Annotated in this window: 13 protein-coding genes and 1 other RNA gene; 4 read left to right on the top strand and 10 right to left on the bottom strand. The window is 60.6% G+C overall.

Annotated features, from left to right (window positions below; genetic code table 11):
* Nucleotides 1–153: 153 nt before the first annotated feature.
* The 3 genes from hemN to PMI28_RS16980 all read left to right on the top strand — a co-directional run bounded on the left by hemN (nt 154) and on the right by PMI28_RS16980 (nt 2990).
* Nucleotides 154–1536 carry an oxygen-independent coproporphyrinogen III oxidase gene (hemN, locus tag PMI28_RS16970; RefSeq protein WP_033063259.1) on the top strand — a complete coding sequence of 461 codons (1383 nt, stop codon included), beginning with the start codon at nt 154–156 and terminating at the stop codon, nt 1534–1536.
* 90 nt (nt 1537–1626) lie between these two features.
* On the top strand, nt 1627–2361 hold the full coding sequence (fnr, locus tag PMI28_RS16975; RefSeq protein ID WP_007985922.1) for a fumarate/nitrate reduction transcriptional regulator Fnr: 735 nt from the start codon (nt 1627–1629) through the stop codon (nt 2359–2361).
* 80 nt (nt 2362–2441) lie between these two features.
* Complete coding sequence (locus PMI28_RS16980) at nt 2442–2990, top strand: adenine phosphoribosyltransferase (protein WP_007985920.1); 549 nt, start codon at nt 2442–2444, stop codon at nt 2988–2990.
* A 129-nt stretch (nt 2991–3119) separates the two neighbouring features.
* On the opposite strand, the gene PMI28_RS16985 is transcribed toward PMI28_RS16980, so the two are convergent.
* The 5 genes from PMI28_RS16985 to dnaX form a co-directional block, all read right to left on the bottom strand.
* Nucleotides 3120–4268, bottom strand: coding sequence for an acyl-CoA dehydrogenase family protein (locus tag PMI28_RS16985; RefSeq protein ID WP_007985918.1), 1149 nt, complete (start codon nt 4266–4268; stop codon nt 3120–3122).
* Nucleotides 4269–4451: 183 nt separating this feature from the next.
* On the bottom strand, nt 4452–5054 hold the full coding sequence (gene recR / locus PMI28_RS16990) for a recombination mediator RecR (RefSeq protein ID WP_007985916.1): 603 nt from the start codon (nt 5052–5054) through the stop codon (nt 4452–4454).
* A 79-nt stretch (nt 5055–5133) separates the two neighbouring features.
* Nucleotides 5134–6168, bottom strand: coding sequence for an NADP-dependent oxidoreductase (locus tag PMI28_RS16995; RefSeq protein ID WP_007985914.1), 1035 nt, complete (start codon nt 6166–6168; stop codon nt 5134–5136).
* A 263-nt stretch (nt 6169–6431) separates the two neighbouring features.
* Complete coding sequence (locus PMI28_RS17000; protein WP_007985911.1) at nt 6432–6770, bottom strand: YbaB/EbfC family nucleoid-associated protein; 339 nt, start codon at nt 6768–6770, stop codon at nt 6432–6434.
* A 68-nt stretch (nt 6771–6838) separates the two neighbouring features.
* A complete protein-coding gene (dnaX, locus tag PMI28_RS17005; RefSeq protein WP_007985909.1) occupies nt 6839–8911 on the bottom strand; it encodes a DNA polymerase III subunit gamma/tau in 2073 nt (690 codons plus the stop codon).
* Between the two features lie 123 nt (nt 8912–9034).
* Between dnaX and PMI28_RS17010 the strand changes: the two genes are divergently transcribed.
* Nucleotides 9035–9856, top strand: a complete 822-nt coding sequence (locus tag PMI28_RS17010; RefSeq protein WP_007985907.1) for a substrate-binding periplasmic protein — start codon at nt 9035–9037, stop codon at nt 9854–9856.
* A gap of 35 nt (nt 9857–9891) precedes the next feature.
* Here the strand turns inward: PMI28_RS17010 and ffs are convergent.
* The 5 genes from ffs to smc all read right to left on the bottom strand — a co-directional run.
* Nucleotides 9892–9988, bottom strand: an RNA gene (gene ffs, locus PMI28_RS29100) — signal recognition particle sRNA small type.
* Nucleotides 9989–10099: 111 nt separating this feature from the next.
* Entirely contained in the window at nt 10100–11266 is a 1167-nt protein-coding gene (locus tag PMI28_RS17015; RefSeq protein WP_007985905.1) for a zinc-binding metallopeptidase family protein, read from the bottom strand.
* Nucleotides 11267–11439: 173 nt separating this feature from the next.
* The gene (gene ligA / locus PMI28_RS17020) at nt 11440–13797 is read right to left on the bottom strand and encodes an NAD-dependent DNA ligase LigA (RefSeq protein ID WP_007985903.1); all 2358 of its coding nucleotides are present in this window, start codon (nt 13795–13797) and stop codon (nt 11440–11442) included.
* A gap of 233 nt (nt 13798–14030) precedes the next feature.
* Complete coding sequence (zipA, locus tag PMI28_RS17025) at nt 14031–14885, bottom strand: cell division protein ZipA (RefSeq protein WP_007985900.1); 855 nt, start codon at nt 14883–14885, stop codon at nt 14031–14033.
* A gap of 258 nt (nt 14886–15143) precedes the next feature.
* Nucleotides 15144–18431: chromosome segregation protein SMC (gene smc / locus PMI28_RS17030; RefSeq protein ID WP_007985898.1), on the bottom strand; the 3288-nt coding region annotated here is incomplete at its 5' end.

Here is an 18431-nt window from a genome sequence, read left to right as displayed (position 1 = left end):
CGACGGCTGCGCCGCCGAACGCAGCCTCGCAGGCTCGGCAGCTGCTACAGGGTGATGTTTGGCAATGACACCCTTGATGCAAATCAAGATCCCCCAACCCGCCCTCGCATAAAGTGGCCGACACTGCCAGCCTATCCGGGGAATGCCCGCATGATGCTCGACGCCATTCGTTGGGACACCGATCTGATCCGCCGTTATGACCTGGCGGGACCACGCTACACCTCGTACCCGACTGCCGTGCAATTCAACAGCCAGGTCGGCACCTTTGACCTGTTCCATGCCCTGCGCGACAGCCGCAAGGCCCAACGCCCGTTGTCGCTGTACGTGCACGTACCGTTCTGCGCGAACATTTGCTATTACTGCGCCTGCAACAAGGTCATCACCAAGGATCGCGGCCGGGCGCAGCCCTACTTGCAGCGCCTGGAACAGGAAATTCAGTTGATCGCCTGCCACCTCGACCCCACGCAGAAAGTCGAGCAACTGCACTTCGGTGGCGGCACGCCCACTTTTCTCAGCCACGACGAGCTGCGCCAGTTGATGGCGCATCTGCGCAAACACTTCAATTTGCTGAACGACGACTCCGGTGACTACGGCATCGAAATCGACCCGCGCGAGGCCGACTGGTCGACCATGGGCCTACTGCGCGAACTGGGCTTCAATCGGGTCAGCATCGGCCTGCAAGACCTTGACCCGGCGGTCCAGCGAGCGGTCAATCGCCTGCAAAGCCTGGAAGAAACCCGCGCCGTGATCGACGCCGCCCGCACCTTGCAGTTTCGCTCGATCAATATCGACCTGATCTACGGCCTTCCGAAACAGACGCCGGAAAACTTCGCCCGCACCGTCGAAGAGGTCATCCACCTACAACCGGACAGGTTATCGGTGTTCAACTACGCCCACCTGCCGGAACGCTTCATGCCGCAGCGGCGCATCAACAGCAATGAACTGCCGACACCCGCGCAGAAACTGGAAATGCTGCAGCGCACCATTGAGCAACTGATCAACGCCGGTTACCGCTACATCGGCATGGACCACTTCGCCCTGCCCGACGATGAGCTGGCGATTGCCCAGGAAGAATCGACCCTGCAACGCAACTTCCAGGGCTACACCACTCACGGTCATTGCGATTTGATCGGACTCGGCGTCTCGGCGATCAGCCAGATCGGCGACCTTTACTGCCAGAACAGCAGCGACCTGAACCACTATCAGAACGCGCTCGCCGCGTCGCAACTGGCCACCAGCCGTGGCCTGTCATGCAACGCCGACGACCGCCTGCGGCGTGCGGTCATCCAGCAATTGATCTGCACCTTCAGCCTGGAATTTTCCGACATCGAACAGGCATTCAACATCGACTTCCAGGGCTACTTCGGCGAACTCTGGCCCCAACTGCAAGACATGGCCAAAGACGGGCTGATCGAACTCGACCGCGACAGGATAACCATCCTGCCCGCCGGGCGATTGTTGGTGCGCTCGGTGTGCATGGTGTTCGACGCGTACCTGGAACAACACAGCCGCCAGCGATTTTCACGGGTGATCTAATTCTGCAAGCTAGCACCCCAGACTGGCCTCGATCTCCTATGGTGAGTTACCCTTACGTCTTATGTGTGAATTCCCACAAGGATTGAAGAAATGTCCGAGCCAGTAAAACAGCGCGCTCATAGTCAAGCCCATTGCAAGGATTGCAGCCTGGCCCCTCTTTGCCTGCCACTTTCCTTGAATCTGGAAGACATGGATGCGCTGGACGAAATCGTCAAACGTGGCCGACCGCTGAAAAAAGGCGAATTTCTGTTCCGCCAGGGCGATACCTTCGATTCTGTTTACGCCGTCCGTTCTGGCGCCCTCAAGACCTTCGGCTTGAGCGACACCGGCGAAGAACAGCTCACCGGTTTTCACCTGCCCAGCGAACTGGTCGGCCTGTCGGGCATGGACACCGAAAAGCATCCGGTGTCGGCGCAAGCCCTGGAAACCACTTCAGTGTGCGAAATTCCCTTTGAACGCCTCGACGAACTGGCCCTGCAGCTGCCGCAGTTGCGCCGTCAGTTGATGCGCGTGATGAGCCGCGAAATCCGTGACGACCAGCAGATGATGCTGCTGCTGTCGAAAAAGACCGCCGACGAACGCATCGCCACGTTCCTGGTCAACCTCTCGGCACGCTTCCGCGCTCGGGGCTTTTCCGCCAATCAGTTCCGCCTGAGCATGTCGCGCAACGAAATCGGCAACTACCTGGGCCTGGCGGTGGAAACCGTGTCCCGCGTTTTTACACGCTTCCAGCAAAACGAACTGATCGCGGCAGAAGGCAAGGAAATCCGGATTCTTGACCCGATCCAGCTGTGCGCCCTGGCCGGTGGCTCACTGGAAAACTGAAACAAGCCGTTGCGGCTGAGCGAAACGGTTCAGCCGCCGTTATACTTTGTCGTTTGCAGCCCTGCCAGGATTCTCCGACTATGGCCTTCGACTCCTTCGACATCAAATCCCTTATCCGCCCTGTCATCGACTTCCCGAAACCGGGTGTGATCTTTCGCGACATCACCCCGCTGTTTCAGTCGCCCACGGCCCTGCGCCTGGTGATGGACAGCTTCGCCCATCGTTATGTCGAGGCTGACTTCACCCATATCGGCGCCATGGACGCCCGTGGTTTCCTGATCGGTTCGGTACTGGCCTATCAGTTGAACAAGCCGCTGGTGCTGTTCCGCAAGCAGGGCAAACTGCCGGCTGACGTGCTGGCCGAGGGCTATGCGACCGAATACGGCGAAGCCTTCCTGGAAGTGCACGCCGACAGCTTGTGCGAAGGCGATTCGGTGGTGATGTTCGATGACCTGATCGCCACCGGCGGCACCCTGATTGCCGCAGCCAACCTGATCCGCCGCATGGGCGCGCGGGTGCATGAAGCGGCGGCGATTATCGACTTGCCGGAGCTGGGTGGTTCGCAGCGCCTGGAAGACATGGGCATTCCTACGTTCTGCCTGACGCAGTTTGCGCTGACTGACAAGTAATCTAGCGCCTGTACTGACGCCTTCGCGAGCAAGCCCGCTCCCACAGTGAATTGCATTCTTCCTGACAGAACGCAGTCAAATGTGGGAGCGGGCTTGCTCGCGAAAGCGTCAGCCGCCACACCACCAAACTCAAAGCCCCATCTGCTTGCTGATGATCTCGTTCATCACTTCCCGCGTCCCCCCGCCAATCGACAGAATCCGGTTGTCGCGGTACAGCCGCTCCACCAGGCTCTCGCGCATGTAACCCAGCCCACCCAATATCTGCACCGCATCGTTGACGATCCGGTCTGCCGTATCCGTCGCGAAATTCTTGGCCATGGAAATCTCCTTGATCACGCTCTGCCCCGCCGCCATTTTCGCGGCCTGGCGGTAAGTGAACTCCCGGGACACTTCCAGCGCGGTCGCCATCTCGGCGAGACGATGCTTGATCACCTGGAACTTGCCGATCGGCTTGCCAAAGGCTTCCCGCTGGCGCGCCCATTTCAGGCTCTCTTCCAGTGCAAGCTGTGCAGTCATGTTGGCCATCAATGCCAGGGCCAGGCGTTCGCTCTGGAAATTGCCCATGATGCAGGCAAAGCCCATGTTCTCGGCACCGATCAGATTTCCTGCGGGCACCCGGCAATCATCGAAGAACAGTTCAGCCGTGTCTGACGCCCACCAACCCATTTTCTTCAGCTGCCGTCCTACGGTGAAACCGGGCGTGCCCTTCTCGATCAATAACAGGCTGATGCCAGCGAAACCTGGCTCGCCAGTCCGCACCGCGACGGTATAGAAATCTGCGCGCACGCCGCTGGTGATGAAGGTTTTGCTGCCACTGACCCGGTAAAAACCGCCGTCGCGCACGGCACGGGTTTGCAGATTGGCGACGTCGGAGCCACCGCCGGGCTCGGTGATGGCCAGGGCACTGATCTTCTCTCCCGACAGCACCTGCGGCAGCACACGATCACGCACTTCGGGGCGGGCCCACTTGAGAATGGGCGGCAAGCCGATATCCAGCGAACCCAGGCCGGCAACCAGCCCGCCTGAACCGCAGCGCATCAACTCTTCACTGGCGGCAATCTTGGCGAACAGATCCCCTTCATGGCTGCCTCCGTAAGCTTCGGGGTAACCGATGCCGAGAATCCCCGCCGCGCCAGCCTTGAGATAGAGCTCGCGAGGAAAGCTTTCGGCTTCTTCCCACTGCTCGATATCAGGAAGAATCTCGCGCTCGACGAAACGTCTGACGCTGTCACGGACCAATTGGTGGCTGGGGTCGAAGTATTCCTGAAAGGCAGACATCGGCGAACTCCACTGAAGGGGTCAGTGAAGTTAACCGAGCGCTTGCTTGGTTTTCAACAGGATTGTGTGAATCAGTGAAATCGGGGCGCGCCCTTCGCGAGCAAGCCCGCTCCCACATTTGGAATGCAATCCCCTGTGGGAGCGGGCTTGCTCGCGAAGGCGCCAGTAAAGACACCACACAACTCAGAGCGAAATCGGTTTACGCCCGGCAAACGAATGCGCCAGCGTGCCGCCATCCACCAGTTCCAACTCACCACCGAGCGGTACGCCGTGGGCGATGCGCGAGGCGATCAGGCCTTTGCTGCTGAGCAACTGGGCGATGTAGTGCGCGGTGGCTTCACCTTCCACGGTCGGGTTGGTGGCCAGAATGACTTCGGTGAAAGTACCGGCCTCTTCGATCCGCGCCATCAATTGCGGAATGCCGATGGCCTCCGGGCCCAAACCGTCGAGCGGCGACAGATGCCCCTTGAGTACGAAATAGCGGCCGCGGTAACCGGTCTGCTCCACCGCATAGACGTCCATCGGACCTTCCACCACGCAGAGCAAGGTGTCGTCGCGGCGGGTATCGGCGCATTGCGGACAGAGATCATCTTCAGTCAGCGTACGGCACAAACGACAGTGGCCGACCCCTTCCATCGCCTGGCTCAGGGCCAGTGCCAGTCGTGAGCCGCCGCTGCGGTCACGTTCGAGCAACTGCAACGCCATGCGCTGGGCGGTTTTCTGACCCACACCGGGCAAAATTCGCAGGGCGTCGATCAGTTGGCGAATCAAAGGGCTGAAGCTCATGGTGGAAAAGTCCGACAAAACAACGAGACGCGGTTTATACCCGCGCCTCGGTTTAGCGTCAAATTGCAGCGTCAATTACTCAGTCCCGGGAAACCCGAACCACCAGTTTGCCAAAGTTACGCCCCTCCAGCAGGCCAATGAACGCGTCGGGAGCCTGTTCCAGGCCATCGACCACGTCCTCGCGGAATTTCACCTTGCCATCACGTACCCACGGCGCCATGGCGCTGATGAATTCCGGCTGGCGATCACCATAGTCATCGAACACGATGAAGCCCTGGATGCGCACTCGCTTGGTCAACAGCGTGCGTTGCAACAGTGGCAGGCGATCCGGTCCGCTCGGCGCTTCATAGGCGTTGTAGGAGGCAATCAGGCCGCAGAGTGGAATCCGCGCCTTGGGGTTGAGCAATGGCACCACGGCGTCGAATACCTTGCCACCGACGTTTTCATAATAAATGTCGATGCCCTTGGGACAGGCCTGTGCCAGCTCATCAGCGAAGTCCGGGCTCCTGTGGTCGATGCAGGCATCGAAGCCCAGCTCTTCGACGACATAACGGCACTTGTTCGCACCGCCGGCCACGCCGACCACGCGCAAGCCCTTGATCTTCGCCACCTGGCCGACCACCGAACCCACCGCGCCGGATGCGGCTGCCACCACCAGGGTTTCGCCGGCCTTGGGTTGGCCGATGTCCATCAGCCCCATGTACGCGGTCATGCCCGGCATGCCCAGCACCCCGAGGGCCATCGAAGGACTGGGCAGGCCTTTGGGCACCGGGATGATGCTGCGTCCGTCATTGATGCTGTGGCTTTGCCAACCGGTGGCACCGACCACCAGATCACCTTCCTGAAACTTTGGATTAAGGGAACGCTCGACCCGGCTGACCGCGCCCCCGGTCATGACTTCGCCGATTTCCACCGGTGCCGCGTAGGACGGTGCATCACTCATGCGTCCGCGCATGTAGGGATCCAGCGACAGGAAAACGGTCTTGAGCAGCACCTGACCGTCGGCCAGATCCGGTAGCGCCACCCGCTCAATGCGGAAGTTTTCCGGCGTTGGCGCGCCGACCGGGCGAGAAGCCAGGACAATACGTTGATTGAGGGGAATGGGGTCGGACATGGCAGCGTCTCCTGTGAACGATGGGGTTCAGTGATATAGGGAGCAGACCTTTGTGGCGGTATGGCGTTCGATGATTATTCAGCAAGAACGGGGCGACTTCTTCGCGAGCAAGCCCGCTCCCACAGGGGATTGCATTCCAAATGTGGGAGCGGGCTTGCTCGCGAAGGCGCCGTCACGGACGACACATACCCAACAGACAGAAACAAAAATGCCAGGCGCAATGCCTGGCATTTTTTGTAGCTCATTTGCTGCCTGAAGGCGAATCAGAACGGCAGTTTCATGCCCGGTGGCAGTTGCATGCCGGCAGTCATGCTGCCCATTTTTTCCTGGCTGTTGGCTTCGATCTTGCGCACGGCGTCGTTGACCGCTGCTGCGACGACCGCTTCCAGCATTTCCTTGTCGTCCTCGCTCAGGCCTTCAACCAGGCTTGGGTCGATGGTGACGCTCTTGACGTCATGACGACCGGTCATCACCACGGTGACCATATCGCCACCGGCCTTACCGGTGACTTCGGCGTTGGCCAGCTCTTCCTGCATCTTGGCCATTTTTTCCTGCATCTGCTGCGCCTGCTTCATCAGGCCGGCCATGCCACCTTTCATCATGGTAATCACCTCAAAAGTACTTGGATCAAAACAGCGCCCGGCGGAGTGTAGCCGAACGCCTTCAGTTATTAGCCCTGAGTGACCAGGGCGTCGACAGGTTCAATAGTATCGTTACGGATCACCGCACCGAACTGCTGCATCATTTGCTGGATGAACGGATCACCGTGGATCGATTCTTCCGCCTCGCGCTGCCGGTCGGCGCGGCGACGGGACGCCGCTTGTGCCGGGGTTTCCTGCTCGGGCTTGATCAGCTCGATGCTCAGGGTCAGCGTGCGCTGGTGATACTGGTTCAGCGCATCGTTGAGGCGACGCTGTTGAGTGGCGTTGAACAAGGCACTGTGGGCCGGGTCCAGGTGCATCAGCCAATTGTCGCCATCCACCGCGATCAGCGTGCAGTTGGCGGCGATGCTGCCGGTCATGCCGGAGATCGGCAATTTCGGGAACAGCTCCAGCCATTGCAGGGCCAGACCGGTGGCCGGCATTGCCGCGGGCTCAGGCTCTGGCTCCGGAACCGGGTCGGCGGCATGCTCGCTGGCCAGTTCGTCGAGGTAACTGTAGGCCGAATCCATGTCCGGCTCGATGTAATCCTCGTCCAGCGGCGGCTCGTCATCCAGGTCCATGCCCGGTGTCGCGGCATCGACGTCGGCCACAGAAGGTTCCGGGATCGGCGCGGCGGCCCACTCCGGGGCGTCCGGCACCACGCTGTCCGGCGTCGGCAACGGCATCGGCGGTAAATCGGGTTGTTCGCTGGCGGTTTCCAGCAGCGGCTCCACCGCCGGTTGCTGAACGGGCGCCGGCTCGACCGGGTCATTCCACGGCAGGTCGACAACTTCTTCGACCACAACCGCCTCAACCACAGGCGCTGGCGCAGGCTCTGGCACAACGACCGGTGCAGGTGCAGGTGCAGGAGCCGCCACTGGCGCAGCCGCTATCGGTGCAACGGCCGCAGCGACTACCGGCGCAACAACCGGCGCGGCAGCCACTGAATTTGCGGAATCAACTGTGGCCTGGCTGATCCCCACTGGCTTTAGCGGTTGCCTCGGGGCATCCGCGGTGTCTGCGGGCCGGAACGCCAGCATCCGCAGCAGCACCATTTCAAAACCGCCCCGGGGATCCGGCGCCAGCGGCAGGTCGCGGCGGCCGATCAGGCCCATCTGGTAATAAAACTGCACGTCTTCGGCCGGCAAGGCTTGGGCCAGTGCCAGCACGCGATCACGGTCGCCGTGACCGTTATCGACACCTTCCGGCAAGGCCTGGGCGATGGCAACGCGGTGCAGCACATTGAGAATTTCCGAAAGCACGCCGTTCCAGTCCGGGCCTTGTTCGGCCAGGTGGCGGACGGCTTCGAGCAACGCCTTGGCATCGCCTTCGATCAGCGCATGCAGGACGTCATAGACCTGCCCGTGATCAAGGGTCCCGAGCATCGCCCGCACGTCGGCGGCCATGACCTTGCCCTCACCGAAGGCAATCGCCTGGTCGGTCAGGCTCATGGCATCACGCATCGACCCGTCGGCGGCACGGCCCAGCAACCACAGCGCATCGTCTTCGAACGGCACGTTCTCGACGCCCAGCACGTGGGTCAAATGCTCGACGACGCGTTCCGGCGTCATGTTCTTCAGGGAGAACTGCAGGCACCGCGACAGAATCGTTGCAGGAAGTTTCTGCGGGTCGGTCGTCGCCAGGATGAACTTGACGTAGGGTGGCGGCTCTTCGAGGGTTTTGAGCAGTGCGTTGAAGGAATGGCTGGAGAGCATGTGCACTTCGTCGATCAGGTAGACCTTGAAGCGCCCACGGCTCGGGGCGTACTGCACGTTGTCGAGCAACTCGCGGGTGTCTTCGACCTTGGTGCGGCTCGCGGCGTCGATCTCGATCAGGTCGACAAAGCGGCCTTCATCGATTTCGCGGCACACCGAGCATTCGCCACAGGGGGTCGAAGTGATACCTGTCTCACAGTTCAGGCATTTGGCAATGATCCGCGCGATGGTGGTCTTGCCGACCCCCCGGGTACCGGTAAACAGGTACGCGTGGTGCAGCCGCTGGCTGTCCAAGGCATTGATCAGAGCCTTGAGCACATGGGTCTGGCCGACCATTTCGCGGAACGAGCGCGGACGCCATTTACGTGCAAGAACCTGATAACTCATCGAAAACCGTCGCAGCGAAGGAAGCAGAAGCGGCTAATGCTAGCGGAGCAAGGCACAAATTGCATCCGGTGCGCTCGTGTATTCTGGCTAAGCTGCACATCGCAGGCATTTAATGGAGTGTTTATGCGGCTGGCCTTGGGGATATTGCTGTTGATCAGCCTGGACGGCGTGGCCGCGCAAGCGCCGCTGCGCTTCGTGATATCCGACAGCTGGACCATGCCCATGGTGCAACTTGAACGGGGTCAGCCGACCCAGGGCATCCTGTATGACGTGATGGTCAGCCTCGCGACTCGGGTCGGCGTACCGGCCGAATTCCATGTATTGCCCCGCGGGCGGGTGCAAAACGCCATGGAGCAAGGCGAGGTCGATGTGCGCTGCTATGCCGCGCAATCGTGGCTGCCCAAACCGTCCCGCGATTATCTCTGGAGCATCCCCCTATTCACTCAACCTGACGTGTTGATCACCCGGCATGCGCCGCCCACCACAATCAAACCCGCCGATTTGCCGCAACAGTCCATAGGCACCGTGCTGGGTTACAGCTACCCGACCCTGCAACCGCTGTTCGACGGCGGCCAACTGCAGCGCGACGATGCACGCAATCAGGAACAGGTGCTGGAAAAACTCCTGGCCGGCCGCAATCGCTATGCCGTCAGCAATCAATGGAGCCTGGACTGGTTCAATCAACGCCTGCTGCCGGAGCAGCAACTGCAAGGCGTGGCGGTGCTGCAGGAACACCGTATCGGTTGCTACGTGCGCAACGACCCGCAAATCCCGGTGCAGCGCATTCTGAGCACCCTGGTGCAGATGAAGATGTCCGGCGAGATCGATGAGATTGTCCGGCTGTATATCGGTGGCGAGCCTGCGGCTATCGATAAATCGGAAACGACAAAAAACCGCCCCGGACAAGATCCTGGCAGTTCGCAAAAGTCTGTTTCAGAAAGATAACGCGAGAGAACACTCGCGTAGCGTTAAGGTGGTAACCCTACCAGCCACACCCCGGCACACAATGTCACCGCTGCGGCTGCTCCCTTCCAGGCCTGACCGGGTTCACGGCTGATCGTTGCGGGGGGACCGATAGGGTCACCATAACGACGCTCACCTGTCGGCGAGCCGCGCCATTGTACCTATCTGAGGCGAAGTTACAACCGTTGGTTTCGGATAAAAAACATGAGGGGGTTCAAGCACTTGCTATTGTGCTTGAAGCATCTCATCCGCCCTGCCACCCTCCCGCTGAATCACCAGGTGGATAAAGTGCAGCTTGGCGATCACCGCCGGCGGCAGGACGAACGGATAAAAATCCGGCTGCCCCATGCTGCGCGACAGCTCATTGAGCATGCCGGCCAGTTCGATCCACGCATTGACGAACGTCAGAAACGCCGCGCCACCGGGATGCTGCGGATCGTAGAGGGTTTCGGGTGGAAACGGCTGGTAGTCGAAATCCATTTCCCGGGCACTCATGCCAAAGCCCAGTGCGGTATCCACGGCGTCCATCATGTGCAGGTAATGCGCCCAGGTTTCCGCCCAGTCTTCCCACGGGTGCATGGTCGCGTAGGCGCTGACATTGTGCTGTTGCCAGTCGAGCGGTGCGCCCTGCTGATAATGCCGTTCGAGGGCATCGGCATAACAGGTGCGCTCATCGCCAAACAATCCACGAAACGGCTCAAGCCAATGGCTGTCAGCGATCAATCGATCCCAGTAGTAATGCCCGACCTCGTGACGGAAATGCCCGAGCAGCGTGCGATAGGGTTCGTGCATTTGCACCCGCACCTGCTCGCGATGGGCATCGTCGGCCTCCTTGATATCGAGGGTGATCAGCCCGTTGGCATGGCCCGTGGTGGGCAGTTTGCCTTCCAGGTCGACGCCGATGAAATCGAACGCCAACCCCGTCGCCTCGTCCACGGATTTCGGGATAACAGACAACCCCAGGCTGACCAACTGCGCGATCAGCCGGCGCTTGGCGGTTTCCACCTTGCGCCAGCGTTCGTGATTGTCCGAGATCGACAGGTCGGGAATCGTGCGATTCAAGCTACAAGCGATGCATAAGGTTTCGTGATGACTGGCCGGGAGCAGCCAATTACACGCAGCAGGTGAATCGAGATTGGCGCAGCGGCGGAACGCCCCAGCCTCCGGATCGGCGTCGAGCCACCAGGTGTCGGGGTGTTCACCCGGTTGCAGCGAAGATAAACGGCTTTGCTCAGGCTGATATCCAAGGGCTGCCGAACACGCCAGGCACTGGCTGTTGCGAAAGAACAGCGACTGCCCGCAACGACAGGGCCAGACTTTGCTGTTGCGCGAGCTTTCGCCCATGAACGGTGCGGTAATGCGCGAACTGAGCTGTTCGAAGAAACGGTACATGGTGATCTCTCCCTGGAGCTTGCCAAGACTAGATCATTCCCGTGACGTGATCGTTCCCGCCTTCTGCCGGGGTGCTGAAATCGCCTTCGCGAGCAAGCCCGCTCCCACATTTGGCCCCGTTCCGTCAGAGAGAACGCGGTCGAATGTGGGAGCGGGCTTGCTCGCGAATGGCCTCACAGCGAAATATCGTGCTCGCGCAGAAACTCGACAAACGCCTCTTCATCCAGCACCTTCAACCCCAGCTCATTGGCCTTGGTCAACTTGGAGCCCGCGCCGGGCCCGGCCACCACGCAATGGGTCTTGGCCGACACGGAGCCAGCAACCTTGGCCCCCAGGCTTTCGAGTTTTTCCTTGGCGATATCGCGGCTCATCAGCTCCAGCGAGCCGGTCAATACCCAGGTCTGACCGGCCAGCGGCAAGCCTTCGACGACCTTCTTCTCGCTCTGCCAGTGCATGCCGAAATCGGCCAGTTGCTTCTCGGCCGCTTCGGCCAATTGGCGATTGGCCTCGACCGCGAAGAACTCACGCACCGAATTGGCTTGCTTCTCCGGCAGCGCCTGACGCATATCGAGCCAGTCAGCACCGATCACCGCCTGCAGCGAGCCGAACTTGTCTGCCAGCTTCTGCGCCCCGCCCGGACCGACCGATGGAATATGCAGCTTGTCGAGGAATCCGCCCAACGTCGTGCTTGCGGCAAACTCGGCCCCCAACTCGCCCTGATCCTGAATCTGCATGCCATGCCTGAGCAAATCAGCGATCACCTGCTGGTTATGTGCATCCTCGAAGAAGCTGTGGATCTCGTGCGCGACTTCCAACCCGACATCCGGCAAGTACGTCAGCACCTGCGGCAAGGCCTGCTGCACCCGCTCCAGCGAACCCAGGGAGCGCGCCAGCACCTTGGCCGTCTCCTCGCCGACATCGGGAATTCCGAGGGCGTAGATGAACCGCGCCAGGCCGGGTTTCTTGCTGTCTTCGATGGCGCCGAGCAGGTTCTTGCTCGACAGTTCGGCAAAGCCTTCCAGGTCGACAATTTGCTCGAACGTCAGGGCGTACAGGTCGGCCGGCGAACTCACCAGGCCTTCGTCGACCAGTTGCTCAACGCTCTTCTCACCCAGGCCTTCGATGTCCATGGCGCGACGGGAAACGAAGTGAATGATGGCCTGCTTGAGTTGCGCGCCACAGGCCAGGCGGCCGACGCAGCGGTACACCGCGCCTTCGCTGACCGTCTCGCGGCCCTTGCTGCGCTTGATCAGTTGCGTGCGCTCGACATGGGAGCCGCACACCGGGCATTTCTCTGGAATCTCTACCGGCCGCGCATTCTCAGGGCGGCGCTCCACCACCACTTGTACCACTTGCGGAATCACGTCACCGGCGCGGCGAATGATCACCGTGTCGCCGATCATCAAGCCCAGGCGCGCCACTTCATCCATGTTGTGCAATGTGGCGTTGGCCACCGTGACACCCGCGACCTTGACCGGCTTCAGACGCGCCACGGGCGTCACCGCACCAGTGCGGCCGACCTGGAATTCCACATCGAGCAGCTCGGTGAGTTCTTCCATCGCCGGGAATTTGTGGGCGATGGCCCAACGCGGCTCACGGGCGCGAAAACCCAGCTCGCGCTGGGAGGCAATACTGTTGACCTTGAACACCACGCCGTCAATTTCATACGGCAGCGCATTGCGCCGCTCACCGATGTCGCGGTAGTAATCCAGGCATTCGGCGATACCGTGCGCCAGTTTCAGCTCATGACTGATCGGCATGCCCCAGGCTTTGAGCTGCTGCAAATTGCCGACGTGCGTATCGGCAATGTCCGCCGACACCTGGCCGATGCCGTAGCAGCAGAACTCCAGCGGACGGTTAGCGGTGATCTTCGAATCGAGCTGCCGCAAACTGCCCGCCGCCGCGTTGCGCGGGTTGGCGAAGGTCTTGCCGCCGACTTCCAGTTGCGTGGCGTTGAGCCGCTCGAAACCGGCCTTGGACATGAACACTTCGCCGCGCACCTCCAGCGTCGCCGGCCAGCCAGTGCCGTGCAGCTTGAGCGGAATGTTGCGCACGGTGCGCACGTTGACGCTGATGTCTTCGCCGGTCGTGCCGTCGCCGCGCGTGGCGCCGCGCACCAGTACGCCATCCTGATACAGCAGGCTGACCGCCAGGCCATCGAGTTTCGGTTCACAGCTGTATTCGACTGTCGCGCCGCCACCGAACAGGTCGCCGGCCGGCAGGTCCAGGCCTTCGGTCACCCGGCGGTCGAACTCGAGCATGTCGGTTTCTTCGAAGGCGTTGCCGAGGCTGAGCATCGGTACTTCGTGACGCACCTGGGTAAACGCCGACAGCGCCGCACTGCCGACTCGCTGGGTCGGCGAATCGCTGGTGATCAATTCGGGATTGGCCGCCTCAAGGGCCTTGAGCTCGTTGAACAAGCGATCGTATTCGGCGTCCGGAATGCTCGGCTCGTCCAGCACGTGATAACGATAGTTGTGCTGATCCAACTCAGCGCGCAGCTCTAAAATACGGTTCTTGGCGGCGGTCATAGGTGTTCTCTCATAAAGCAAAAGAGCAGCCGAGGCTGCTCAATTTTCTAAATACAGTAGCTCAAGGCTATGGACATTGTGGCGAGGGAGCTTGCTCCCGCTCGGTGGCGAAGCCGCCGTAAATCCTGCAACCGCGCTGAACCTGACACAACGAGGGGGATGGTTTTGGGGCTGCTTCGCAGCCCAGCGGGAGCAAGCTCCCTCGCCACCAGAGCCCGCTCCAACCATTTCAATCAACGTTTCTGGGTCAGTGCACGACGCTCGAATTCAACGATGCGCTGACGGTAATGCTCAATCGTCTGGGCGGTCAGTACGCTGCGCTGGTCGTCTTTCAGTTCGCCGTTAAGCTCCTGGGACAATTTACGCGCCGCTGCCACCATCACGTCGAAGGCTTGCTTCGGATGGCGAGGGCCTGGCAGGCCCAGGAAGAAGCTCACCGCCGGAGTGCTGAAGTGGTCGATGTCGTCCAGGTCGAATACACCAGGCTTGACGGCGTTGGCCATGGAGAACAGCACCTCACCGTTACCCGCCATGCTTTCGTGACGGTGGAAAATATCCATCTCGCCGAAACGCAGGCCGCTTTCCAGAATGTTCTGCAACAGCGCCGGGCCCTTGAAGCCGGCAGCGTCGCGGCAGATCACGCTGATCACCAGCACTTCTTCAGCTTGCGGCTGATCTTTTTCACTGACCGATGGCGAAGACTTGGTGTTATCCGGGAAATCGTCGTCGCGGCTGCTGAAGCTCGGGCCGCCGTCCAGATCCAGGCTGAGGTTCATGTCACCCTGGGAAGGCTCGCCGTGGCTACGCTTGCCGCGCTTGGAACCCGACTCGCGAGGCTCGCGGGCCGGCATGCTCACCGACGGCAGATCGTGCTCGTCCAGTTGCGGCTCTTTATGCGTGTCCAGCACACGTGGCGGGCCCAGCAGCTCGGCGCTGCTGTCCTCGTCCGGCAGGTTGGACAGACTTCGATCAAGACGGAACTTCAGTTTTCCCTTGCCGCCGCGCATACGGCGCCAGCCATCAAAAAGAATACCGGCAATGACAATAATGCCGATGACGATCAGCCACTCGCGCAGACCGATTTCCATGTAATCCCGTGCCTCTATAAAAAATGCTGAAAAATAAGGGGTTTACAACCTGCAAACCGCTTTAAAACGTGGCGCCAACTCTATGTTCTGACAGGCGTTTTGCCCACGTATACGAAAAATTGACATTAAACTAGCACGACCAAAGGTAACTTTACACCGTCTACCACGTTGGCTAGCGCGAATATGTCGATTGGCCAGCAAGTCGCAGCCAGTAAAAGAGTCCTACAAACCGTAAACACCCCTTCCTGCAGCCACGACTCAGGCGTCCACCATCGCCATCGCCTCCTCGACATCCACCGCCACCAGACGTGAACAGCCGGGTTCGTGCATCGTCACACCCATCAGTTGTTCGGCCATTTCCATGGCGATCTTGTTGTGGGTGATATAGATGAACTGCACTGACTGCGACATCTCTTTTACCAACCGCGCGTAGCGTCCAACGTTAGCGTCATCCAGCGGCGCGTCAACCTCATCGAGCATGCAGAACGGCGCCGGGTTCAACTTGAAGATCGCAAAAACCAGGGCCAATGCGGTCAGGGCCTTTTCGCCACCGGAGAGCAAATGGATGGTGCTGTTCTTCTTTCCTGGCGGCTGCGCCATGATTGTTACCCCTGTATCGAGTAAATCTTCGCCCGTCAGTTCCAAATAAGCGCGGCCTCCACCGAAAACTTTTGGGAAAAGCGCCTGCAAACCGCCATTGATCTGATCAAAGGTATCCTTGAAACGGTTGCGGGTTTCCTTATCGATCTTGCGAATCACGTTCTCAAGCGTTTCAAGGGCTTCCACCAGATCGTCGTTCTGCGCATCCAGATACCGTTTACGCTCCGATTGTTGCTGGTATTCATCAATGGCCGCCAGGTTGATCGCCCCCAGGCGCTGAATCCTCGCGGCAATGCGCTCGAGCTCTTCCTCGGCTTCCTTCTCGCTGGCCTCGGCGGTCAACGTCGCGAGTACGCCGTGGAGATCGTAGCCGTCTTCCAGCAATTGGTCCTGCAAGGTCTTGCGGCGCACAGTCAGGGCTTGCCATTCCATGCGCTGGGTTTCGAGCTGGCTGCGAATCAACTGGGATTGTTGTTCGGCCTGGCTGCGGCGCTTCTCGGCGTCGCGCAGTTCGCGGTCGGCGTCTTCAAGGGCGATCTGCGCGGTCTTGAGTTCTTCGTCGACGGTCATGCGCTTGTCGAGCAGTTCTTCGAGTTTCAGGCGCAGTTCTTCCAGTGGCGCTTCGCCCTCCTCCAGGTTGAGGCTCAGCTGTTCACGCTTTTCGGTCAGGCGTTCGGACTGCATCTCCAGACGTTCGAGCGCCTGGCGCGTGGAGTCGTGCTGCGCCTTGAGCGAGCCCAGACGCACCGCCAACTGATGGGCGTGATCCTTATGTTGCCGCGCTTCCTGACGCACCCGGTCCAGGCGTTCACGCAAACTGTCGCGCTGTGCCAGCAGCAACTCACGCTGTTCGGTGTCCAGCGCCATGCTGTCGAGGGCTTCCTGCAATTGCAGGCGCGCTTCGCCGATGTGTTCGTGCTCCAGGGCCCGCTGTTCGTCCAGCTCGGTGAGCTCTTCGTCGAGACGGGTGCGGCGCAGGGTCAATTGCTCGGCCTTGGCTTTGCCGGCGGACAATTGAGCTTTCAGTTCACCTTGCTGGCGGGCTTCGTCCTGCAGCAAACGGCGCAAATGTTCGCGACCGTTTTCCTGCTGACGCTGCTGCGCCCTGAGATTCTGCAGTTGGGTTTCCAGGGTTTCGACAGCCGCTTCGCGCTCTTCGCGCTCAAGGCCCAGCTGCTGGATTTCCTGACCCCGGGCGAGTACGCCGCTTTCCGCTTCACTGGCCCGACGCACACGCAGGAAATGCCGACCGACCCAGTAACCGTCACGACTGATCAGGCTCTGCCCGGCCGCCAGTTGGCTGCGCAAGGCCAAGGCCTGCTCGAGGCTGTCGACCGGTTTGACCTGCCCCAGCCATGGCGACAGATCGATCTGCGCCTCGACCATGTCCAGCAAGCTGCCCGGTACTCGGACGCCATCGCTGGCCGGACTGAGCAAACGCAAATCGCCTTGGGTAAAGCCCGACAGATCGAAATCGTTGAAATCATCCACCAGCACCGCTTGCAGGTCGGCGCCGAGCACAGTCTCTACCGCCAGCTCCCAACCAGCCTCAACCTTCAGACCTTCGGCCAAGCGAGGGCGATCAGCGAGATTCTGTTCGCGCAGCCATTCGGCGGTGCCGGTGCCCGGATCGAGCGCGGCTTGCTGCAAGGCTTCGAGTGAAGCCAGTCGACCGTTGAGCCGCTGCAAATCGCCCTGGGCCTGTTGTTGCGCCGTCAGCGTTTGCTGTAATTGCTGGCGCAGTTGCTCGAGCTTTTCGACCTGAGCCTCTTCACTGGTCTGCAAATCTTCGAGGGTCGCCTCGGATTCAGCGAGTTGCTCATTGAGCGCCATGATCGCCGCGTCTTCCGGATCCGCCGAGAGCAAGGCGCGCTCTTCGCCAAGACGCTTCTGGCGGTCGGCCAGGCGCTCCAGGCTGGTTTCCAGCTGCTGGATCCGCGATTGCTGCACTTCGGCCTGACGGCGTGGCTCGGCGGCGGTCAGGTTGAACGTATCCCACTGCTCTTGCCAGCCATGCATGGTGGTTTCGGATTCTTCCAGCGCGGCAGCGGCCTCTTCGGCGGCGGCGCTGGTGACTTCCTGCTCCGGGGTGAGCATGTCCAGCTCTTCGCCGAGGGTCAGCAGTAGTGTGCGGTCATGGCCGAGGTGAGACTCGGTTTCCAGGCGCGCGCGTTCGGCTTCTTTCAGGTCGTCCTGCAATTGCCGCAAGCGCTGCTGACCGTGCTGGATACTTTGCTCGACCCGGGCAATGTCACCGCCGACCGAGTAGAAACGCCCCTGCACCAGATTGAAGCGTTCCGACAGGTCGTGGTGCCCGTCACGCAGGCGCTCGATGCTCGCGTCGGCATTGCGCTGTTCGGCCACCAGGGCTTCGAAAGATACTTCCTGGTTGCCGATGATCGCTTCACGCTGGCCGACCTGATCGTTCAGCGCCTGCCAGCGCAGGGCCGACAACTGGGCCTTGAGTTGGCGCTCCTCGCCCTTGAATTCCTGATACTTCTTGGCGGCCTCGGCCTGGCGGTGCAAGCGTTCGAGCTGACGTTCAAGCTCTTCGCGCAGGTCAGTCAGGCGCTCAAGGTTTTCGTGGGTGCGACGAATGCGGTTTTCGGTCTCGCGCCGGCGTTCCTTGTATTTGGAGATGCCCGCGGCTTCTTCAATAAAGTTGCGCAGGTCTTCGGGCTTGGACTCGATCAGCTTGGAGATCATCCCCTGCTCGATGATCGAGTAGCTGCGCGGGCCAAGGCCGGTGCCGAGGAATATGTCGGTGATATCGCGACGCCGGCACTTGGTGCCGTTGAGGTAATAGGTAGTCTGGCTGTCGCGGGTCACTTTGCGGCGAATGGAGATTTCCGCATAGGCGGCGTATTCGCCGAGCAAGGTGCCATCGGAGTTATCGAATACCAGTTCGATGCTCGCCTGGCTCACCGGCTTTCGGCTGGTCGAGCC

The organism is Pseudomonas sp. GM48 (genome assembly GCF_000282335.1).
In the GTDB taxonomy this organism is placed as follows: domain Bacteria; phylum Pseudomonadota; class Gammaproteobacteria; order Pseudomonadales; family Pseudomonadaceae; genus Aquipseudomonas.
The sequence above is the reverse complement of the archived record's forward strand: the minus strand, read 5'-3'. Positions and strand labels throughout refer to the sequence as shown.